Here is a 23,359-nt window from a genome sequence, read left to right as displayed (position 1 = left end):
TTTAAGATCGTCTAAGTTGGCCCGCATCGTCACCTATAAAACTGACCTGAATCATATTTTCGGGTGAAGGTTTGTCGTTATTTCGCATAGCATTAACCATAATTATTTAAATGCTTTCTAAATAAACCGCTTACTCTGCTTTAACTTTTCTATTGAAAGTTTGTGCCGTATTTTTGCATATTGACTAGACAAAGTGATGTATAATCAGTTCAAATTAATAAGTTTATCACATCGGAACGCTCCTCTTGCCATAAGGGAACAGTTAGCATTGAATGAGGCGGAGGCAAAGAGCATTATGCTGCGTCTAAAAGATTTCTTCGATGTTTCCGACGTCCTCGTTGTCTCTACCTGTAATCGTACCGAAATATATTATTCTGCCTCATCTGATCTGAATGAGGATATTATCAAGTTACTTCTCATCGAGAAGGGTATTGTTGACACCGATCTTTTCAAATCATATTTCGAGCGTTTTAGTGACGGGGAACTCGCAGTTCACCATTTATTTCAGGTAGCCACTGGTCTGCAATCGCAGGTTGTTGGTGATATGCAAATCCCGAACCAGATCAAGCATGCTTACCAATGGTCTGCGGATCTGAATATGGCCGGGCCGTTTTTGCACCGTTTATTGCACACGATTTTTTTTGCTAACAAACGGGTTGCGCAGGAAACATTCTTCCGCGACGGCGCTGCTTCCATATCTTATGCAGCGGTCGAAATGCTGGAAGGATTGATGCCAAATCCAAGGATACTCATTGTAGGATTGGGTGAAATAGGAGCAGATGTATGTAAAAATCTAGCTGAAAACGCCAATGCAGATGTGACTCTGGTGAACAGAACGCGAAGCAAATCGGAAGAATTGGCCGCCACGCTTGGTTTCAGGGTAGCTGATTTTGCAGATATCGAAACGGAAGTTTCCAGAGCAGACATTATCGTATCTTCTATTGCCCGCAACGAACCTTTCTTTACAAAAGAAATGATGGTCCGCCTGCGTGGTATGTCTTTTAAATATTTCATTGATCTTTCAGTACCAAGAAGTGTTTCACCTGAAGTGGAAGAAATTCCTGGCGTAATGCTTTATACCATTGATTCGATCCGCTCCAAAGCAGACGCAGCATTGCACCGCCGTTTGGCAGCCGTGCCGCATGTGAGAGAGATCATCGACGAAGCCGTTTTAGAATTTAATGACTGGTCGAGGGAAATGGTCGTTTCTCCGACTATTCAAAAGCTGAAAGGCGCGCTGGAACAGATCAGAAAAGAAGAGCTTACCCGTTTTACAAAAAGCCTGAGCGATTCAGAGCTTGAAAAAGTGGAACGCATTACGACGAGCATGATGCAGAAAATCCTCAAACTTCCTGTGCTGCAATTGAAAGCCGCCTGTAAACGAGGAGAAGCAGAAACGCTTATAGATGTATTGAACGATCTGTTCAATCTTGAAAAAGTCAGTTCAAACCATTAAGTTGGTTCTCAAAATAGAAAAAGGCTCTCAGGACATTTCTGAGGGCCTTTTTTATGCCAAAAATAAAGAGAGGGTGACAATGATCACCCTCTCTATGTATTACCTTACCCTCCACAATAATTAATTGTATTCTTTGATTGACCGCCGAAGCAGCCTGATCCTAACCAATTCAAAAGATATTGCTGAATACTTTATATCTCTCAACAGTTTTCAGCACATCTGATCCTATTTACGATGCCGCAAAAGTTTTAGATCGAACAGACGAAAAAAAAATTAATTTTTTTATTCACGTCCCATAAACCCGATCATTTTGTCAAGATTCATACTACGCGCGGAGGCATCGAAGATCTCGCGATAAATTCCTTCTTTCTCATAAAGCTCTGCGTGCGTTCCCCGTTCGGCAATGCGCCCTTTCTTCATTACATATATCTGATCTGAATCCAGGATCTGGGACAGGCTGTGCGAGATAATGATCACAGTCCGGTCTTTTTTAATCGCGTCGAGGCTGTTTTTGATTTGTTCCGTAGCAATTGCGTCAAGACTTGCGGTCGGTTCATCCAGGATGATAATAGGGGGATTTTTCAGAAAGAGCCGGGCGATTGCGATCCGCTGCTGCTGGCCGCCCGAAAGCATTTGCGCGTCCGTATCATATTGCTCCGAAAGCTCCATGATCTGATTGTGCAGATAAGCTTTTCTTGAAGCTGCGATCAATTCTTCCTGTGTAGCGTCCAGTTTTCCATATCGGATATTGTCAGCAATCGAGCCTTTGAAAATGTGGTTCTTTTGAAGTACCATTCCGATCGCATGCCGCAGCGGCGGAAGATCGTAATCCTGCAAAGGTTTTCCATCAAGTAACAGCTGCCCTGAATCAGGCGCGTAAAATCCTACCAGCAGATTGATCAACGTACTTTTTCCTGCACCCGACAATCCGACCAGTGCAGTAGTCTGCCCGGCTACAATATTCATATCAATATTAAATAGCGCTTTTGTTCCATTCGGATAAGTGAATGAGACATTTCGTAATTCGAAATTTCCCCTGAAACCTGGTGACGGAACATTTCCGCTTTTCTCAGTCGCTCCGTCGGCATCGAGAATTTCAAAGAAACCTTCAGAGTAGGTCAGCGCGTCGTTCATCTCGTCGTAAATCCGGTGCAGCTGGCGAATAGGGGCAGATACATTATTGAAAAGCAGAATATGAAACATGATCGCACCAATTGACATTTGCTGATCGAGCACGAGGTAGGCGGTGAGGATAATGATCAAAACGACGCCGATCTGCTCGATGAAACTCTTGATACCATCGTAAGCAAAGTTGGTTTTGCGCGTCTTCAATTGCGATTCCATGAGCTCCTGCTGCAACTGATATTGCCGGTCGCCTTCCAGTTTTTCCCGCACAAAGGATTTGATCACAACAATAGATTCGATCAGGTTGATCAGCCCGCTGCTTTTGTTTTCACGCTGGCGTTTCAGCTTGCGCCTGACACCCTGCAACTCGCCCGCCTGCCGGAAACTGATCCAGAAATAAACAGGTAAAATCGCCAGCGCAATGCTCCCCACGTATACATTTGCAGAAAACATAATACCCAGCGCGACCAATGCATTCGCAAAAAGAGGAAGGATATCGATAAAGAAATTCTGGATCAGCTTGGTCAGACTTTCTACTCCGCGGTCAATGCGCGTTTGCAATTTCCCCTTCTGATTTTCATTGTCGCTGAAATAGGCCAGATTATAAGAAAGTATCTGGCTGACAGCATCTTGTGATAAGTCACTGGAAACATTGATCCTGATTTTTTCACCAAAATAACGTTGCCCGAAAACGATAAACGAATTGACGATTTCCTTAATGAACAATATGAGTGAAATGCGGATCAGCAGATCCCTGCCCTCCATAATACCCCATTTTTTGTCGAGTATCGATTGCACCGTATCCACCGTATACCGAAGAACCCAGGGGTTAACCTGCGCCGTAATCGCGCCCAGTAATGTAAGAAAAAGCGCGAAAGCAATCTGCTTCCGGTAGGGCTTCACATAGGGTTGAAGTCGCTGAAAAATTTGCCAGATGTTCATATTACCTACTTCTTCCCGGACCTTTTGATCGGCCTGCCGTACTTCTGCATTTTCTCTTTGGCGTGGTCACGGCGGATATTCACCTTTTGATTTTTCGGGATTTTTTCATGGAATGCAGGACCTACATCTTCGCGTTTAGGCGCTTTGAAAAGCACGTCTTTCATGTAGATCTTCGGCTCTTCGTCGGGCGTAAGTATCTCGGAGATTTTCAAATTTTCCGGAAGCGGTACCATTGGTATCTTGAATTCCATCAATGCCTCTATTTCCTCCTGGAATTCCTTTTCTTTCTCAGTAATAAAGGAAATGGCCACGCCTTTACAGTCAGCGCGGCCGGTCCTGCCTATTCTGTGGATATAATTTTCGGGAGATTCGGGAATATCGAAATTGAAAACGTGGGACACTTCTGCTATATCGAGACCGCGGGCTATAATATCCGTAGCGATCAAAAGTCGGAAGGTACCATCGTGAAACTGCCTGATCGTATTGAAACGGTGATTCTGCTCCTTGTTTGAATGCATTACCCCGATTTTGTTGAGATAACCTACTTCAAGCTGGTTATACAGCTGATCGGCGAGCTTTTTCGTTGCCACAAAGATCAGTACCTTATTCATTTCTTCGTGTTCTTCCAGCAGTAGGTCCAGCAGATTTACTTTGGTGTAAAAATTCGGGACTTCGTAGGCGTACTGTTCTATATTATCGAGCGGCGTACCGGCAGGCGCGGCTTCCACGCGCACAGGGCTATTAAAATATTCCTGCATCAGATTCTCTACATCCTGCGAAAGAGTCGCCGAGAAAAGCAGGTTTTGCCTTTTTTGAGGTAAAAGATCAAGGATGTTTTTCAGCTGTGTCCGAAAGCCCAGGTTCAGCATTTCGTCTACTTCATCTATTACCAGCTTCTTGATCGCCTTGGTTTTCAATGATCCATTCAATGCGAGATCGTACAGCCGGCCAGGTGTGGCCACCACCACATCAGCGCCCTGATGCAGTTCTGCCATTTGCACCTTAATATTTCCGCCTCCGTAAACACCAACCACTTCCAGCGTCAGGTAAGTGGCCAATTTCCTCACTTCCTCCACTACCTGCACGACGAGCTCCCTGGTAGGTACAAGAATGAGTAACTGCGGCAATCTGTCTTTCGAATATTCAAGCTGGCGGAGTGTAGGCAGCAGGTAAGCGATCGTTTTTCCGGTCCCGGTCTGGGCAATGCCGCACACGTCTTTTCCGGACATCATCACCGAAAATACCTTATGCTGAATCGTAGTAGGAGTAGTATAACCCGAATCCTGCAATGCGTTCAGGAGAGGTTTGGTCAGATTTAATTCTTCAAAAGTCATAATGCAATTCAAATTGAGGCGCAAAGTTACGCCTTATCTCCCGGTTATTGAAGTGCAGGTATCAGGTGAGACAGTACTTAATTTTGGTGTTGGTCAAATATAAAAAAAGGGCATTCTCAGCCGAGATGCCCTTCCTTATTTTATAAAATAGTGTGTTGGAGTACTTTCAACAGTGCGTGTTAACGGGTGCGCAGTCTGCCTGAACCGCTATCGTAAGTCCCAAGTGGGAAACTGATTCCGGCATTGATGCCCCAGTTATTATTTTTTATATTAGAATTATCAAGCCTCGTAACATCCAATAGGCCGAATCCGTAACGTGCGTCAAAGTTGAGCCAGATTTTATCTTGCAACCGGAAGTTAATACCCGCACCAACCACTCCACCGAGGTCAAACGGGCTATAAACGCGGTCGTTTGAATTTCCATTGATATTGTCCCCATTCTTATTTCTCGCCCCAACCAAAAAGTTTAGCGAAGGTCCGAGGAAGATTTTAGGTCTTACATTATCTCCATATTGGCCGAAGTAAAATGTAGCAAGCAGCGGAGCCTGGATGTAGTTGAGATTAATGGCATTTCGCTTGTCGTCAGTTTGCGCGCCGAGTTGGGTAAAGAGCAGCTGCCCGCTGAAACCAAACCCAGTTTTAGAGCTGTAATTATAAAACCCGCCGACTGTCAACCCGGGTTTCCAATCGGTGTTTGAGATGTCACCGCGAAAGTTGGCGATCGAAACTCCTGCCATTGGTCCTATTGAAACGTTTTCCTGAGCGTGTGACTGCTGAACACAAAGGAATGTGACCAGTAGTAAAATAATACAATTTTTCATTTGATTAGAATTTGGGTACACTTTACTATACGTTCAGAAAAATGCGTACCAGATCCTTGTGAGATGCTTATAATGTTGACAACGATCCTATTGAGATGAACCAGCTCGTATTTGGATAATTATATTCAGAAAATGAAGCTGAAAATCGGGGAAATTCGTCTACAAGTGTATACGTTCACCTCAGAAGACAGAGGGAGCTCGGCTATTTGCGTTTTCCCAGCCATTGAAGAATGTAGTAGAGTGGAGCGCCACCCAGGAACAACGCCCAGCCGACAATTGCCGAGCTCGGATCAGTCACGATTACATTAATGGCAGTAATTAGTAGAAACAGCACAAACAATCCAGGCAGATAAGGATATCCCCAGACCTTGAAGCCTTGATGCGAATCGTTTTTTCCCGCCCGCTTCCTGAAAACAAAGAGCGTAGCGGCCGCGCTCGCCAGCGCAATCCCGTCAACGGACATCACATAATTCACAATCTGCTCGAAAGTATCCAGCACCCAGAGTGAAAGCAGCGTAGTTACGATCAGGAAAGTAAGTGCAAACTCCTGGACCTGCGTGCGTTCGTTGACTTTCTTAAATATCTGCGGCAGAATATGGTCGTCGGCCAGTGCGTAATATACCCTCGGCAGCGAAAGCATAGTCGCATTGATAAAGCCGAGTACCGAGCAGAATATAGCGAGCGAGAAAAATATTTTCCCCGACGGACCAAACAAAACGTTGGCTGCGTCAGCGGCGATTAGACTTGAATTACTCAAACCCTCGTAACCGAGTACGTTATAATAAGTATAGTTGAGCGCCAGATACAAAGCTAAAATCAGGAACATGCCCAGGAAAATTCCCCGCGGTGTATTACGAACCGGATCTTTGATATCCGCGCCGAAATTCAATGTTTGCTGATACCCGCCAAAAGTATAGAACACGGCGATCAGGCTGGCCCCAAAGGCGGAAAGCCAGTTTCCGCCCGAAAGTTCCGGTGTAACAGTCACGACGTCATTACTTGTATTGGAATAAAAAATACCAGTACAAAGCGCAAGCATCATCAGAATTTTGACACTGCTAAGGATATTCTGCGTACGTGAGCCGGACTTGATCCCCAGCATATTCACTACATAAAAAAACAATAGTGTAACAATCGCAGTAACCAGAATGCCTTTCTGGTCACGGGCAAAATCAGGAAGGAGCGGATTGAGGTATTCAGAACCGATCAATGCAACGCCGGCCATGCCCGCGCCATAGGTAAGTACGATCACCCAGTTGATCATGAATGCATATAGCGGGTGGAATGCGGTCGAGATCATCTTGTAAAAACCACCGGGAAAATGGTGTCTGCTGCCTATTTCAGCAAAAACGAAAGCGCCGATCAAACTCACAACCCCGCCCGCGATCCACGCAGAAAAGAATATCTCCGGGCTTCCGGCTTGCTTCGCGACTATCGCCGGAGTTCTGAATATACCGATACCGATCACAAGACTGATCACGATCATCCCCAAATCAAATACCCCGATCTGAGGACGGATTTTTCCGGAAGGTTCAGGCATTAGGCAGGTTTTTTAGAAGTTCAATTCCTGATAGGAGATGAGTAATATAGCAATTACGGCCAAAACAAGCCCCCATTTGTTCAAAGAATTCAACCGTTCCCTGTAAATGAGCCACGCTGCTACCGAGGAAACGAGCATGCTGAGGATATTGTAGATCGGGAAAACGAAAGCTGCGCTATTACCGAACGAAGCCAGTGCGAGCAGCAGAAAATACAGGGACAGGAAATTAGGAACGCCCAGGATCAGTCCGCCGATGATACTTCTCAGTTTCAGTTGCTCTTTGTACGCAAAAATCCTGTAAATCAATATCGTTGTGCCTATTATCACTGCGCCTGTGCAGGCGATGATCATGAAAACGGTGGTCTGCCCGGGCTCGTAATATTTGACAGACAAGAAATTGATCAGCGTATTATTGGTGCCCGATGCAAGAAACGTGAGCACCGGGAATAGCCATAGTGCACTCAATGCGCCCTGAGGCTGGTTTTTAGTCTTGTCTTTGGTCTGTATCGCGCCTAATGCCAGTGCCGCGAGCGCTACCATGAGGCCGGTATAGTTCAGGAAAGTAAAGTCCTTATTGTTGTTTTTAAATATAAAAAGGCCGAAAAGTACTGGGATAACCAGCGACATATTACCCGCCAGCGACGCGGCCGTTACGCTTACTTTTTGTGCTGTGAGACCGATCAGCATAAATGCAGTGACAAACAGGGAGCCGAGCGCAAGGGTAAGCAGTGTACCTTCTGAATTCCATCTAACCTGCTGAAAAACAGCCAGATCCGGCGTGAGGACCAAGCCGGTCAGCACGCAGGAATAATAATTAAAAACGACCGCGTGAAATGAATTGACCTGGTAACGCGGGTAGGCCCGCATGATCAGGTAAAGGGCGACAGTAAATACAACTGCCAGTGCGAAATAGAGCATTTGCGGCTATTGCTTGGAAAGAAGTTCGTCTATAACCTTGGGGTAATGTTCGTATTCCAGTGCGTGAATGCGGGTGGCGACGGCGCTGGCGTTATCGGCGGGATCAAGGTCGCAGGTTGCCTGAAAAATGATATTGCCTTCGTCGTAATGTTCATTCACATAATGGATCGTTATGCCCGATTCCTTCTCGCCGGCCTGCACCACTGCTTCATGAACGAAATGCCCGTACATACCTTTGCCGCCATATTTGGGCAGAAGCGCCGGGTGGATATTGATGATTTTATTGGGGAAAGCAGCCACCAGTGGAACGGGTACCAGCATCATGAAACCCGCCAGCACAACCAGATCAATGCGCTCATTTTGCAGGATCTGCGGGATTTTTCCCGTTTCGTAAAATGTCTTTTTATCAAAAAATACAACCGGGATCTGTAACCGGCAGGCCCTTTTGATCACGCCAGCCATGGGATTATTGGTAAATATCAGCGAAACTTCCACGTCTTCCCTGTCTGCAAAATATTCACTTATGTTTTCTGCGTTCGTGCCGGAGCCGGAAGCGAAAATGGCAATTCTTTTCATTGGTGTTACTTATATTATATCGATGAGTTTGATCTTAGAATTGTGACAAAGCTAAAAAAGAACGGCTTACGAATTCATTCGAAAGCCGTTCTTTGACAAAATCGTATTTTAAATGCGTTGGTCAGTATATTTTCGTCAGCTCGCTATAACCCATCAGTTTACCCTTGCGATAAGTTTCTGTTTTCAGGTCCCAGATAACGCCCGGCGTGCGGTACGAGATACTCTGCATTTCCATTTTGATCGGAAATCCCATTACCATTTCCATGGTCATATCTGCATTCAGCTTGTATGCATCGAACGTTCCTGCCGGGACTGTAAGCTTTTCCTGCGCGCTGATATTTCTGTTCCTGATGAGCATATTGAATGCAACCGGCGCGGCACCAGTCTTGCCCTTCCCTTTTACAGAAGCGTCTTTGAGCTTATCGCCTACCTGGTATTTCGTGGGGTATTCGATATTTTCATAAGTGAATTCCATCTCCATATTTTGGAAAGACTTCATTTGTTCCTGGTTCACGAGCGAGCTGGCGTCGAGTAACATTACATTTCCATCGCATTTCATCTCGTACGTATTTTTCAGTTCCGACTTTTCTTTAGTATTGAAAAACTCCATATCGATCTTAAAAACGGTGTACGCGCCATCTTTCGTGACCTTCGCAATCTTATAGATCATTTTGCCGGCCGGCCTTCCTTTTGCGTCGTAGTTGTTCATTTCAAATCCGGAACCTTCTTTGAGCGTGAGACCGGCACAATCCTGGGCAAATGCAGGTATTTGCAGCGAAACCAGACAAACAATTGTCCATAGTAAAAGCTTTTTCATAATTCGTCGATCGATTCGTGATTTAGATTGGAAACCTGTAAATATACTTTCTTGCGGCAGTATAGCGGGCGGGTAGCAGCTATATTGATTTAAAGGAAATTGAAATCCTGTCACGCCCAGATCATCGTCATAAGCCCAAGCAGCATAATGATCTTGCACAAGCTGCTCACCTGCCTGAAATCGCGGCGCGTATCAGCCCGGGAAAGCTGGAATGCGAGGTATAAAATCGGCAGCAGCAATAGAATGAAAAGTAGCACGAGCAAGCTGTTATTCAATACCCTCGCCATTGCAAAAAGCGCGAAAATGAATAGTACCAGCACTATATACAGGAAATTGCGGGTGCGCGGGATGCCCCAGATTATGGGCAATGTCCGGCAGCCGTGCGCCTGATCGCCTTTAATATCCTCCATATCCTTCACAATTTCTCGTACCAGTGAAATGAAGAATGAAAAAACTGCATAGATAAACACCAGATGCCGGTTTTCGGGATAATGAACTGTCAGGATGAGCAAAGTCATCGCCGTGAGCAGCGATACGATAAAGTTGCCGATAAAAGGCAGCCGCTTGAAGCGCTCGGAGTAAAACCAGAGCAGCGTGATCGAGAATACGTTGATCAGGAAAATATAGGGGCTGACCGCGAGCCCGAGCACTGCACCCATCACATTCAGGATCTGGTGCGCGCCTATTGCCCAGCGCCTTTTGAGATACCTGCCTACCACAACCCGCTCCGGCTTGTTGACAATATCTATTTTAACATCAAAATAATCGTTGATAATGTAACCCGCGGCGGCAATGCAAACTGTGGAAAGCGATAGTAGAAAAAGGTAGGGATCCAGTACGATCTCGCGCCAGTTTTCCCGCGGGCCGATGAGGAGAATGCGGGTCAGGTATTGGGTCAATGCAACAATGATCAGGTTGGTGGTCCTGACAAGCCGCGCACTACCCGCAATATAATCCCGTAATCTCAATTTTGACCTGGCCGACACTGTAATGCGGGTTAACGCTGAAAAGAAGGTTTAGCCGATAAAATTATTCATTTTAAAGCATTAACGACAATTCTTCACTTCTTTATCCGGTTAGGGGATAAAAAATGATTATTTGTTGTTAGCCCAAATGAAACAGCCCGCACTCTAACGGCAGTCGGGACATTTAACTATTTTGACAACATTATGAAAATCGGTATTGTATGCTATCCAACCTTCGGAGGAAGCGGTGTGGTAGCTACCGAACTAGGTAAGGCGCTCGCCAAAGCCGGTCACCAGGTTCATTTTATAACCTACTCGCAGCCTCAAAGACTCGATTTTTTCAACGAGAATCTTTATTATCATGAAGTAAATATACCCGCTTACCCATTATTCCAATATCCGCCCTACGAATCTGCGCTTTCGAGTGAAATGGTGCATGTGGTGCAAAACGCAGGTCTGGATCTGCTACACGTACATTATGCAATCCCGCACGCGTCTTCGGCTTATCTCGCAAAACAGATACTGGCGCAGCAGGGAATCCACATTCCCGTGATCACGACTTTGCACGGAACGGATATTACTTTGGTGGGTAAAGACGAATCCTACGAGCCGGTGGTTACATTCAGTATCAACCAATCTGACGGAATTACGGCTGTTTCCGAATCTTTGAGAAGAGATACTTACAGCCATTTTAATGTCACCAAAGACATTGAAGTGATCCCGAATTTTATCGATCTGGATCGTTTTAACAGACAAAAGAAAGACCATTTCAAACTCGCGATCTGCCCGAATGATGAAAAGCTGATCGTTCATACTTCCAATTTCAGGAAGGTGAAGCGGATCGACGATGTGATCATGATATTTGAGAAGTTGCGCAAACTGCTTCCCTGCAAGCTTTTACTAGTAGGCGACGGTCCCGATCGCGCACGTATCGAGCGGCTTTGCAAGGATTTGGATATGCTTTCAGATATTCGTTTTCTGGGTAAACTGGATGCGATTGAAGAAGTGCTTTCCGTAGCCGATCTGTTTTTAATGCCTTCTGAAACAGAGAGTTTCGGATTGGCAGCCCTGGAAGCGCTGGCCTGTGAAGTACCTTTGATCACTTCCAACGCAGGCGGATTGCCAGAACTGAACCTTCACGGTATCACCGGCTTTTTAAGTAATGTAGGTGATGTGGACGATATGGTGAAGCACGCGGCTTACATTCTGGACGATAATAATTTGCCGACATTTAAAGCAAATGCATTGGCGCGCGCGAAGGAGTTTGACGTTGCCAAAATATTGCCGCATTACGAATCTTACTATGAAAAGGTCGTTGAAAGCAGCAAAATGATTGAAATGTAGTGTGTAAACGGACCAGGCCGCTTATAACCGGCTCGGACCTTTCCACAGCCAGAATGCCTCATTCGCTAGGATTTTCTTTATATTAGTGTGCTATTTTACTTAGGCTTGCGTTATACAGAGAAGAAAACTTTTGAAAAATGAAACTTGTATTTAATATAATTCTCATATTCCTGCTGTTGTTAGCATTCGTTCCTTTTTTTAGAAACTTCATTTTCCATCTGCTTGTAGGACGGAAGCTGGTGAAGGAACAGGAAAGAATATTCCGGGCGCATCAAAAACAACAGGAACAGAAAACGAGAAATGGAGTGAGAGTCGACAATACTCCCCCGAACACGGATCAGTCTTCGAGATTTGGAGGTGGTGAATATGTTGACTACGAAGAGGTTAAGTAATTTTACCAGATTTTGAAATAAAAAAACCGGCACTGAAAAGCGCCGGTTTTTTTCTTGAATTGAAAAACTGGATATGTTTACTGTTTTACGATCTTAAATGTGCTTTTTCTTCCCTTTGATTCTACCATAAGCACATAAATACCACTTTGCAGCGCAGCTATATTGAGCTCTTCAGCAGCCTTGCGTGACTCTGATTGCCGCAATACCCTTCCATTCAGATCGTATAAAATAATTTTCTTCAATGCGGCTGCATTTTCAAATGTGACGTTGAGCACCTCCTGAGCAGGGTTGGGGGCTACGGTAACTTTGAATGTAAGAGCAGGCTCGGAGGCAGTTACCATTTCTACCCGCACTGTTCCAGGACTTTCTATCGTACCGAATCCGCAATAATTGGAAACCTTGAAAAGCCTGTAAAACTGGTTTGGCGATGCCTGAAAAAGCTCTATCACGTCGGTAGGGTTGTGAGTCTGCCGCGTGTTGATCAGCAGATCTGTTCCCCACTGGTAGGTCCACGGAGCGCCGCCTTCCAGCAAAACCGTGATTTTAGGATTGGTTTTACCATCAAAAATAACCGATTCGGAAGCAAACCGCGCTTTGGCTTTTTGGCCTGCAACCATTGCTAATTCATAAGCTCCGCTGGCTGTTCCCGGATCGCTCGCAGCCACGCGCATTCGGTATTGTCCGTTTGGGATAAGGTCGACCGGAAGTACAGCTTTGAGCGGGTTTGTGTTTCCAATGGTCGTAATGGACCGGAAGTTCTTCCCCGTCGTGTCCGAAATCTGCACGGTCATGATATTGCCCGAAGTGAATGTGCCCAGGGTAGCGTAGGAAACTGCAATCGTGTCGCCGGTACAAAAGCCTGCACTGCTCTGAGAAGTCCAGCTCGTGACGCTCACGCTTTTTGCTGAAACTGGATTTACCTCCACGGTTGCTGATCCGAAACTGTCTCCTGCTCCGCACTCATTCCGAACCGAGGAAATCGTGTAGGTAGTAGTTTGCCGCGGCTGTACGCGGACGTAATTGATCTGCCCCGGGAATGCGTAAAAATTTCCGCGGGTTCCATCTGATAATGTGTATTCTAAATAGCCCGTGCTTTTGGTTGAGCGAAGTGCAAGCTGTGTTGCCGTTCCGCTATTGATAATCGTGTTGCCGCTGATACTTAAATCGGTCCTGGTTGTAACGTATACGTTAACCTCGCTGGTGAGGTCATATTTTGCTACCGTGCCTCTGATCTGATATCTGCTGCCTGTCAGTATAGCGGGTATTTTCAGGTCGATATCGCCTGCGATTGTTTTAGTAGAATCAAGCGGTATCTCGGTGTTCTTATCAAGGTCTGTCAGTACAAAACGGATATATGCATCAGAAAGATCGGCCTCTCCGGCCAGGCTGTAAGTGATCCTGACAGCGTTGCCCGGGCACACCGATGAAGTGTTTGACTGCATGGTCAGACGCGGCTTGACGGATACTTTCACAGAACCCGAAACAGTACCGTATCCGCAAGCATTTGAGATCATTTTGATTGCATATTGCTGCGATTTCTGCGGATATACGTAAACATTCTCCTGGTTGCCGGAATAGTAGTTTGCAGTAGAATTATCCTGCCAAATTGTAGTCCAGGGATTGCTGCCGGTGAATACCAGTTTCAGGATCACCGTTTGTCCTGCTTCCACTGTAATATTATCGCTCATGTTTTCGGTGACCAGATTAACCGTTGCCGGCTCACTGACCTGGACTGAATAACTGTCAGTAGCCGGGCCGTCTGATGAAACTACCCTAACAGAATAGTAGCCGGCAGCCAGGTTTGCCGGGATAAATCCATTCAATGCAGGTCCAGTACCTCCCTTTACAATTATCGTCTTATCAGTTGTATTTTGTTTGGTGAATTCCAGGTCGAAAGTTGCTCCCGACGAAGCTTTACCTTCACCCACCCCGAAGGATACGGAAATTGGGTCGCCCGGACAGAAGTAACTATTGTTATAATAGGAAGTAAGTTGAATGCGGTATGCAGCAGGGATCAGGTGCGCATTGAGGTTCACCGGCACACTCCCGCATGTATTCGCTACGGATTTGATCTTGTAAACAGCCATCTTTCCAACCGGCGATTTAATAGGCACTTCAATGGAGCTACTTCCGGTATTTGTCGAAGTATAAACCTGGTCGGCACCTCCGTCAATGGAATAGGTTGCCTGTGAAATGCTGCTTGTCTGCGATCTTACTGTGACGTACCCGCCTCCCGTGGCAAGGAATACCGTAGGATTTTCCGCAGTTGTTTCAGGGTAAATGGTGATGTTCGATAGCGGCTGCTGCAATGTAGTTGACTGAACTTCACTGAATAATACCGGATTTGTTGACGCAATCCGTACTCCGCCGTTATTTGAATACGAGTAGTTTGATTTTATCTTAACCTTGTAAGTCCCGCCACTTTCAATGGTTTTAAGGGTTTGGAACTCACAGCAATTTCCATAACCCTGAATGTAAAACTTGTTTCCTGCATTAAAGGAACCGACTGTGCCGAATACAATTTCAATACTATCATCTTCGCAGATTTCTTTCCTGATCGGTTCCAGGTAGATTCCCGGCGCGGATGTGGATTTTACTGAAAGGTTTACAGAGCGGGGATTATTATTTGAAAAACAGCTGTTGCTGATCGATTTGATCTTGAATTCTGTATCTGATTTCAGGAAAAAATCTTTACCCGCAATATTTCCCTCGTATTCATATTCGGCAATTGTTCCGTCCATGTATTCGATTTTGTAGGGCGAGCCGCCTGTCAGCCCATACCTTAATGCTATTATCTGCGGCTTTTCGTACACGTAAGTTTCATTAAAGCCGGCATACTGGACATTCGGCATGGTTTGTAGCACTACATTGTAGGATACATTTGTTTGCAGGGCAGGTTGTGTTGTGATGATCTGATAACCATAACCTCCGTACCCGCTTTCACGTGGCGGCAATGCAAACTCAATGTAATCGCCGTTTTTACTTGCCGGTAATGTGCTCGTTTCACCATTGAACTGATTATGCAGTTTTACAAAAAATTGCGAGGAACCTGTAAAATTCACATTAGTCAATACTTTGATTTTCCCTTGTGTCCCTGCACAGATCAACTGCCTTTGCGAATCATCAATCCTGATTCCTTGCCGGAGCTTGATTTCCACTACCTGCGGATCCCGGATCTCCGTCTTACCGCAACCGGTCGTGATAGATTTGATCGAAAAGTTCTGATCTGCAATGGGATAGCTTGTAAAGTAAGCTGTTGAACTGTTCGAATTGTATATCGTACCATCGGTAAATTCAACTGAATAAGGTGGTAATCCCGTCATGTTGACCGCCAGTTGCATGAATTCACCAAAATTGATCGTCTGGCTCTGGGTATTGAAAGTTGCATTAGGTGCTGCCCAAACCTGGATCGGAGACTGGTAAATAGAGGAAACTGTTGCCGGATTTTCCGTAACAACCTGCACATTGTAACTCGCATTACCATTGATATTTGCATTGGATGGAAATCTTGTTTTAAGAAAATTCCCATCAACGGTTGCTGGCGCTTCCAGTATCGCAGGCATTTCCCCGCTGCTTGCATAGCGAAGAAACCGGACCTTGTATTTAGTTGCGTTCGTGAAAGCTTCTCCATTTGTTGATATCCTGACCGTAACCTCGCTGTTTTCGCAAAGTGCGGACGGGGTGACAAGCATGGTCTTAACAGAGGTTTTGTTAACAACCGCAGTGTAACTTCCACTTATCGCCATTGCACCACAAAAGTTCTCCGCATGAGCGATTCTGTAAGTGCCGCTGGCAGCTATGGTAAGGCTATATGGCTGAGCAAATATGCCGTCGTTCGAGTAAATGCTGATCTTACTGCTATCACTCAAAGTCACACGCCCTTCCTGAAAGTTAGTACCCCGCAACAGAATCTCTACGCGGTCGTATGCATTCAGGGTGTCGGATTTGCCGGGAGGATTCAATACAACGCTTCCCTTGGTATGCACACCGATGGAAGAGCTCCAATCGCTTTGTGCCTTTGGAGAGGAGGTAATTGCGCGCATTTGAATATAGGAGTTGCCGAATGTAAGCGAATCCGAAATTTTGAATTCAAGGTTCCCGCCGACCAGCACTGCAGGAATTTCCGCACTGATGTTATTTGCGTAAAGTTTGCGGATTTGTACTGTGTACTTATTGTCTGCATTAAAAGTCCCGGACAGGACTACGGGCAGCTTGAAGGTTGCATTGACGCAAACAGACGAAGTAAGATAGTTATGGTCAATGGTAATGGAATTATTCTGCGCAAAAGAACGAGAGCAAAGCAAGAGCAATGCAATAATGCAGGGGTAAAGTTTAATCATGTTTAAGAGGAGTTACAAAAGTGCTCGAAAATACAAGTTTTTCTACAAAATGTGTATAGGGAAAGTGACTTACACAAACAAAAAAGTGGCGTGCAAATTGCTCTGCACGCCACGGGAAATTTATCTGAAGGCTTCTGCTACCGGCTCAGGTACAGATTTCTTTCTCCATAAATCTTTTGAAAGAAGTCGTCCTGCAAATCATCGATAAAGTAGATTGCTTCTCCGGTCGATTTCATCTCAGGCCCAAGCTCCTTATTTACATTCGGGAATTTATTGAATGAGAATACCGGAATCTTGATCGCCCAGCCTTTTTTCACTGGCTTGAAGTTGAAATCAGAGATCTTTTTGTCTCCCAGCATCAGTTTCGTCGCATAGTTAACATAAGGTTCCTGGTAAGCTTTGCAAATGAAAGGTACCGTTCTGGAAGCTCTTGGATTCGCTTCGATCACGTACACAACACCGTTTTTAACCGCAAACTGAACATTGATCAATCCCTTTACGCTCATCGCCAGCGCTATTTTGCGGGTATGTTCTTCAATCTGGCGAATTTCGTCTGCTGTCAAGTCAAATGGTGGCAATGCTGCGTGCGAATCTCCTGAGTGGATACCCGCCGGCTCAATATGCTCCATCACGCCGATAATGTAAGCGTCTTCCCCGTCGCAGATCGCATCAGCTTCTGCTTCCAAAGCGCCTTCCAGGAAGTGATCGAGGAGGATATTATTATCAGGAATATCGTGCAGGATCTTCACAACGTGCTGTTCCAGTTCTTTCTCGTTGATCACAATCTTCATGCTCTGTCCACCCAACACGTAGCTCGGACGAACCAGCAGCGGGAAGCCCAAGGTCCTCGAAAGTTCTACCGCCGCATCAGATGTACGTACCGTTCCGAATTTCGGGAATGGGATACCAAGTTCTTCCAGAAGTGATGAGAACCGGCCGCGATCTTCTGCCCAGTCAAGTGAATGGTAGCTGGTACCGATGATCTTTACACCGTATTTTTCCAGTTTTTCAGCCATTTTTAAAGCTGTCTGGCCGCCGAGCTGTACAATTACACCTTCTGGTTTTTCGTGCTCGATAATGTCAAAAACGTGCTCCCAGAAAACCGGCTCAAAATATAGTTTATCTGAAATATCCGGGTCGGTCGAAACTGTTTCCGGATTACAGTTGATCATAATGGTCTCGTAGCCAGCCTCTTTGGCCGCAAGTACACCGTGCACACAAGAGTAGTCAAATTCAATACCCTGGCCAATCCTGTTCGGACCTGAACCCAGTACCACCACTTTCTTACGGTCGCTTACAATCGATTCGTTGTCAGGATATTCCTGGGAAGTATTGAAAGTAGAGTAGTAGTAAGGTGTTTTTGCTTCAAATTCGGCAGCGCAGGTATCCACACATTTGTACACGCGTTTGATGCCAAGTGCCTTTCTGCGGTCGTACACCTTACTTTCTTTTGTTCCCAGTAAATGCGCGATCTGGCGGTCAGCGTAGCCTTTTTGCTTGGCTGTAAGCAAAAGGTCTTTCGGCAGGTCTTCCAGGTCAAACTTTTCAATCTGGTGTTCCAGTTCGATCAATTCTTCAATCTGGCGCAGGAACCAGGCGTCGATCTTAGTCAGGTTCTGAATTGTTTTGAAAGACAATCCAATTTTGAATGCGTCGTAAATATGGAACAGACGGTCCCAGCTTGGGTGTTTCAGACTGTATTTGATCGCTTCCTGATCGCGCAGCTCGCGGCCGTCAGCTCCCAAACCATTTCTGCGTATTTCCAGTGACTGACATGCTTTTTGCAAAGCTTCCTGAAAATTCCGTCCGATCCCCATTGCTTCACCCACAGATTTCATCTGCAAGCCAAGTGTGCGGTCAGCGCCTTGGAATTTATCAAAGTTCCAGCGCGGTACTTTTACGATTACGTAGTCGATCGAAGGTTCGAAGAATGCAGAGGTACTTCCCGTGATCGGGTTGATCAGTTCGTCGAGATTATAGCCGATCGCCATTTTGGCAGCGATCTTGGCAATAGGATAACCCGTCGCTTTGGAGGCTAGTGCAGAAGAACGTGACACACGCGGGTTGATCTCGATCGCGATGATCATATCGTCGGCAGGATTTACTGAGAACTGTACATTACAGCCTCCCGCAAACTTCCCGATCCCGTTCATCATTTTGATAGCCAGATCGCGCATTTGCTGGTAAAGCGTATCAGGCAGCGTCATAGCTGGCGCAACTGTAATACTGTCGCCGGTATGTACGCCCATCGGGTCAAAGTTTTCGATCGAACAGATAATGATCACATTACCATTGTTGTCACGCAGCAATTCGAGCTCGTATTCCTTCCAGCCCATTACACTTTGCTCCACCAATACTTCGTGTACCGGCGATGCGTGCAGACCGTAATTCAGTGCTTTATCAAAATCTTCTTCTTTCTCCACAAAACCGCCACCGGTACCTCCCAATGTAAATGAAGGGCGGATAACCAGCGGGAAACCGATTTCCTGTGCAATCTCTTTTCCTTCCAGAAATGATCTGGCTGTGCGTCCCTTACAAACGTTCACGCCTAGTTCCAGCATTTTCAACCGGAATTTTTCTCTGTCCTCGGTAGTTTCAATCGCTTTGATATCCACACCGATAATCTCCACTTCGTATTTTTTCCAAATCCCGGCTTTATCGCAGTCGATAGCCAGGTTTAATGCAGTTTGTCCGCCCATCGTCGGCAATACCGCGTCGATCGGCCTGCCTAGTGCTCTGTGTTTTTCAAGAATTTCGACGATATACTTCTTTTCCAAGGGTAACAGATACACATGGTCTGCGCTGATAGGGTCAGTCATGATCGTTGCCGGGTTGGAATTGATCAAAACTACTTCGATTCCTTCCTCGCGAAGCGACCTCGCAGCCTGGGAACCTGAGTAGTCAAATTCACAAGCCTGACCTATAACAATGGGACCTGAACCGATAATCAGAACGGATTTGATATTCGTATTTTTGGGCACAGCAGATGGTAATTTTTGTAGAAATAAAGGAAATACACTAACAACTTTTGGGGTTGCCTGGCCTGGTCGGCGGAGGGGTACGTCCAAAAATTCCACAAAGTTAATTCACATATCCGAAAAAGATGGGCAGGATGGTGGAAATAACGTTAAAAATTTAGGTATTGCTGCCTAATATCTTGATTTACAGAAATTATTAAAAATTACTGCAAAGGAACGATCGACGGAGCAGAGATGTCGAAGTCGCGCAGCCTGAGCGGAACGTTGCCGCTCGCGCCAAAACGCCACGGTGCCGAGTTGCCGGGGATATTGGGATAAAAACCTACCCTGATCTGGAATGTGTTGACAGCCAGGTTTTCATTACGGAACCGCAGACCCAACCCATAACCCTGGTAAAGCGGCCCGTCCCACAAAGACGAAACACCGTTTACAAGCCCCAGGTCGGCGAATACAAAATAGGCAATACGAAATCCCAGCAAACTTTTATCAGAGAAAAAGACGGTTTCGGTGCCTACCGTAAGTCGCTTGGTACCGATCAGCTGATCGTTGTTTATACCGCGAATACCCTGTTCCCCACTAATATTCAGGTAGTCGAGCGGGTCGCGGCGGATTCCGTGTGTGTAACGAAATGTGAGAAACTGCCGGAAAAAGCTGTAACGGAAGGGAATAAGGTTACTGATATAATTGAGCTGACCGCTGAGTACACCCTGCTGGGCTTTTCCGTTTTTAGAATAGGTACCCACATTGGCCAGCGCGTACATATAGCCCAGGTTATGCGCGAGATATTGGCCCGTCGCATATTGGACTCCGGCATAACCCCTTGCTCCGAATTGCGTGTTTTCCTGGCCGATCGTCAATGCAAAAAGGTGCCCGATCGGAACGTCTTCCGTTCTACCAAAACCATAGATCAAAACGTCCCTTTTATAGTTACGGTTGGAATAACCCAAACTGACCAGCGTTGCACTGCGGTTCCAGTAGATCTTATTCAGGTCGGGCGCAACTTGCGGGCGCTCGTCGAAACTATACTTGTTATGACGGATCGCCGTCACGATCCGTGAATTTTTTGCCAGGCTACTGTTCGGAAAAGGAAATTTGAAAGACCGGCCGATCCAGGCATCGTAAAATTTGTATTCGGTAGGGTACTGGATCACGACTTCGGTATCGTCCAGCCGCCTTCTATATTGCTGTACTTTGATATGCGAGAGTTCAAACGCACCTGCATACTTGGTTTCGTTGGTTAAAAACCGCCGGTAAAGTCGTAGCGATTGTTCTTTCAGGTCGCGCTCGAAAATAAAGTTGGCTTGCCCGGTTATGAAGGTTTTGCCAATATAAGGGACTGTATATATGGTCCTGAACTGAAATTTTTGAGTGGGATCATTGGCGTCCCAGCGGATCCCCGTTCGCTGCGAATGCGTGGTACCGCGCACATTTATATTCTCGACGGCCAGATTAAATTTATTAAAAGAACTAAATCCGCCCGCAAAATTCAGCGACCACGAATCCTGCACCAGGACCACCACATCGGCCATCCACGTCACATCCGTTCGCGGCACTACGATGATCCGCGCATCGAGGATAGTACGGTTTTCCCTGAGTAAACGCTCGTTATCTTTCAAAGTCTGCGCCTGAATATCGTCGCCTTCGGAGAAAAGCAAAAATGATTTGCGGATAATCCCTTCCCGGGTATTGGTATGAAGCCTTTTACTAAGAAATTTTTGAAGGCGATTTCCCTGCCGGGTGGTGTCGTACACGGACTCGCCCATAATATCGAGCTGCCGGATATATATCTTGCGGATCACCATTCCTTCGTAAGGTGTGAACGGATTGGTTTCGATCTCTTTTACCTCCTTGATCTTACCCTGATTATATACGTCCCTGAACAACAATCTGTAAACCGCCTTCGAAAACTTGGTTTTTGACATCCGTGCTTTCAGATTTGTGTAACGGATACTGTCCCTGCTGTAAACTGACACGCTATCGGGATTTTGGGCCGATGCAAGGGTCGTAAGCAGAAGAAACAGCAACAGATATTTACACATTGGGATAACCAAATTCCACTAGACAGAATTAACGTAATTGCAGGTGTCAAGGTATGCAGCAGGAATGTCGTTATTTATTGGCTTCCAGAATAGCCTGCACCGTTTTTTCCAGTGCGCTGGGTGCCGGGGCATTTTTCGCGGCGAACTTTCCATTTGGGCGAATAATCGAAAAAGTAGCTGCGTCCAGCGGGTTCAGCCTGAACAGCAGGTCCATCATCTGATTGTTGTCCAGGAATACATGTACGCCTTTTAACTGGTGGCGGATCACATATTGCCGAAGTAATGCGTCCGAAAGACCGAAATCTTCGCCAGGCAGGTGCACAAAAATGAACTTTGTGTTCTCGGGTAAGCGGGCTTGCAGCAATGGAACATAGCCCAGTTCTTCCCTGCTTCTTGCGTCGGCCAAATTCCATTTGGCGAGGTAAATGGTATTGCCTTTAAAACCGTCAATAATCCTGTTGATCCAGCTGGTGCCGCGGTCGTTGGAGGCGGTGAGATAATAGCCCGGCAGTGCCTCCGTCGGATCCGTTTTTACGTCCCGAAAGCTTACGAACTGCCTGATATCAGCACTATCTTTTACTTCCAGCCTCACGATCTCGTCGAGCGACTGGCTGAACTGCGGGCTGCCGGTTCTGGATTGAATGTATTTGCTCAGTGCAAGCTGCTCTTTGTAAGTATATTTGTAAAGATTTTTAGACAAATAGCGCACTTTCAAAAACTCGGTCGCGGTACTATCAAAAAGATCCCCGTAAATCCTGTTTTCTCTTTCAAAATTAAACAGCAGATTTAAGACAGATTCATTTTTAGCAAAAAGCTTGTTCAGGAAGTCCAGCTCACTTTTTTCAGCGAGCCCATTGAGGGTGATCTGTTCCAGGCGCTGTTTTTCCTCAGGCGTAAGTTTAGGGGTATTGTTACGGATCAAAGTCGCCATTAACCTTACTGGTAACGAATTGGTCCGGTTTGGGTTACTAAATTTGCGTTGTTCCACCAGCAGGTCCGCATAGTCGCCGAACCTGTTCGCCCATACCACGCGCTGACCGGTAAGCGGGGGAGAGATCAGTCTTTTCAGACTGTCTTGCAATGCCTTACTTACCTCGTACCTGTTGCTCAAAGCGTGCTCGTAAAGGAACTGCATCTGCTCTTCGTCCGCGTTCGCTTTCACCCATTCCACCAATGCAGGCGACTTGACAGTATTCTGTGTAGCCGATTCAATAGCGCTAAGCCTGAGAGCTGTGCGCTGTTCCGCAGCTCTTCTCGCTTCATTCGGGCCTTTTTCCCAAAAACTTTTGAAGAAATCCTGGCCAAGTGCCTTGCTTCCCGCCAGCTTTTTGTCAACCTCCGCCAGATAAGCGGCATATTGGTTATTAGCATCGGCATTGACGCCGGCGAAGTAAAATAATTTGCTGGCTTTATTCAAAGAGTCCCCATTGAACGTAATCTCAACCGTTCCCGGTGATCCCAAAAAGGTGGTAAATGCCCGGCCGCCATAATCCAGGTAAATTTCTTCCTGTGCAAATAGCATCGGTAGCGATACCCGGAAACTGCCGTCTGCTTCCAGCGGAGCCTGTTTGCTCAGCTCCGACTGAGGCTGCAAAATGTTGTTTCTCGAAAAATTAATGAAAGGCGCCTGCCGGTAAAGCCTGCCGTTGAGGTTGAGAATGCGGCCCTTAACGATCAAAGAATCAGTGGCAGCCTCAGAAAGCTGTATGGTAATTGAAAAGAGGACGAGTAATAGGATGAAGCGCATGCACGTGACTATTAAAATTTTATAA

The 23,359-nt window shown here is 46.1% G+C and carries 15 protein-coding genes; 3 read left to right on the top strand and 12 right to left on the bottom strand.

All coding sequences use genetic code 11. The features are described from left to right. Window positions 1-196: 196 nt before the first annotated feature. Window positions 197-1,456, top strand: a complete 1,260-nt coding sequence (gene hemA / locus LZG94_RS12690) for a glutamyl-tRNA reductase (protein WP_233792260.1) — start codon at window positions 197-199, stop codon at window positions 1,454-1,456. Window positions 1,457-1,738: 282 nt separating this feature from the next. Here hemA and LZG94_RS12685 read toward each other — a convergent pair whose 3' ends face one another. From LZG94_RS12685 to LZG94_RS12650, 8 genes are all read right to left on the bottom strand, one after another. Continuing rightward, a complete protein-coding gene (locus LZG94_RS12685) occupies window positions 1,739-3,523 on the bottom strand; it encodes an ABC transporter ATP-binding protein (protein ID WP_233792259.1) in 1,785 nt (594 codons plus the stop codon). A gap of 5 nt (window positions 3,524-3,528) precedes the next feature. Then, window positions 3,529-4,857, bottom strand: coding sequence for a DEAD/DEAH box helicase (locus LZG94_RS12680; protein WP_233792258.1), 1,329 nt, complete (start codon window positions 4,855-4,857; stop codon window positions 3,529-3,531). A gap of 179 nt (window positions 4,858-5,036) precedes the next feature. After that, window positions 5,037-5,678 (bottom strand): porin family protein, encoded by a 642-nt coding sequence (locus LZG94_RS12675; protein ID WP_215232342.1) that lies wholly within the window; start codon window positions 5,676-5,678, stop codon window positions 5,037-5,039. A gap of 202 nt (window positions 5,679-5,880) precedes the next feature. After that, entirely contained in the window at window positions 5,881-7,218 is a 1,338-nt protein-coding gene (locus tag LZG94_RS12670; RefSeq protein WP_233792257.1) for an APC family permease, read from the bottom strand. Between the two features lie 12 nt (window positions 7,219-7,230). After that, window positions 7,231-8,136, bottom strand: a complete 906-nt coding sequence (locus tag LZG94_RS12665) for an EamA family transporter (protein WP_233792256.1) — start codon at window positions 8,134-8,136, stop codon at window positions 7,231-7,233. A 6-nt stretch (window positions 8,137-8,142) separates the two neighbouring features. Then, window positions 8,143-8,712, bottom strand: a complete 570-nt coding sequence (locus LZG94_RS12660) for a phosphoribosylglycinamide formyltransferase (RefSeq protein WP_233792255.1) — start codon at window positions 8,710-8,712, stop codon at window positions 8,143-8,145. A gap of 121 nt (window positions 8,713-8,833) precedes the next feature. Further along, complete coding sequence (locus LZG94_RS12655) at window positions 8,834-9,529, bottom strand: hypothetical protein (protein WP_233792254.1); 696 nt, start codon at window positions 9,527-9,529, stop codon at window positions 8,834-8,836. A gap of 110 nt (window positions 9,530-9,639) precedes the next feature. Further along, a complete protein-coding gene (locus LZG94_RS12650; RefSeq protein WP_233793113.1) occupies window positions 9,640-10,521 on the bottom strand; it encodes a geranylgeranylglycerol-phosphate geranylgeranyltransferase in 882 nt (293 codons plus the stop codon). A gap of 177 nt (window positions 10,522-10,698) precedes the next feature. Here LZG94_RS12650 and bshA point away from each other — a divergent pair, with 177 nt between their 5' ends. Then, window positions 10,699-11,838 (top strand): N-acetyl-alpha-D-glucosaminyl L-malate synthase BshA, encoded by a 1,140-nt coding sequence (gene bshA, locus LZG94_RS12645; RefSeq protein ID WP_215232337.1) that lies wholly within the window; start codon window positions 10,699-10,701, stop codon window positions 11,836-11,838. 137 nt (window positions 11,839-11,975) lie between these two features. Beyond that, window positions 11,976-12,230, top strand: coding sequence for a DUF4834 family protein (locus LZG94_RS12640; protein WP_233792253.1), 255 nt, complete (start codon window positions 11,976-11,978; stop codon window positions 12,228-12,230). 77 nt (window positions 12,231-12,307) lie between these two features. On the opposite strand, the gene LZG94_RS12635 is transcribed toward LZG94_RS12640, so the two are convergent. The 4 genes from LZG94_RS12635 to LZG94_RS12620 form a co-directional block, all read right to left on the bottom strand. Further along, window positions 12,308-16,570, bottom strand: a complete 4,263-nt coding sequence (locus LZG94_RS12635) for a T9SS type A sorting domain-containing protein (RefSeq protein WP_233792252.1) — start codon at window positions 16,568-16,570, stop codon at window positions 12,308-12,310. Window positions 16,571-16,707: 137 nt separating this feature from the next. Further along, a complete protein-coding gene (carB, locus tag LZG94_RS12630; protein WP_233792251.1) occupies window positions 16,708-19,551 on the bottom strand; it encodes a carbamoyl-phosphate synthase large subunit in 2,844 nt (947 codons plus the stop codon). Between the two features lie 200 nt (window positions 19,552-19,751). After that, the gene (locus LZG94_RS12625; RefSeq protein WP_233792250.1) at window positions 19,752-21,521 is read right to left on the bottom strand and encodes a hypothetical protein; all 1,770 of its coding nucleotides are present in this window, start codon (window positions 21,519-21,521) and stop codon (window positions 19,752-19,754) included. 136 nt (window positions 21,522-21,657) lie between these two features. Then, window positions 21,658-23,334 carry a hypothetical protein gene (locus LZG94_RS12620; protein WP_233792249.1) on the bottom strand — a complete coding sequence of 559 codons (1,677 nt, stop codon included), beginning with the start codon at window positions 23,332-23,334 and terminating at the stop codon, window positions 21,658-21,660. Window positions 23,335-23,359 lie beyond the last annotated feature (25 nt).

It is taken from the genome of Dyadobacter sp. CY343 (assembly GCF_021390335.1).
GTDB lineage: Bacteria > Bacteroidota > Bacteroidia > Cytophagales > Spirosomataceae > Dyadobacter.
The sequence above is the reverse complement of the archived record's forward strand: the minus strand, read 5'-3'. Positions and strand labels throughout refer to the sequence as shown.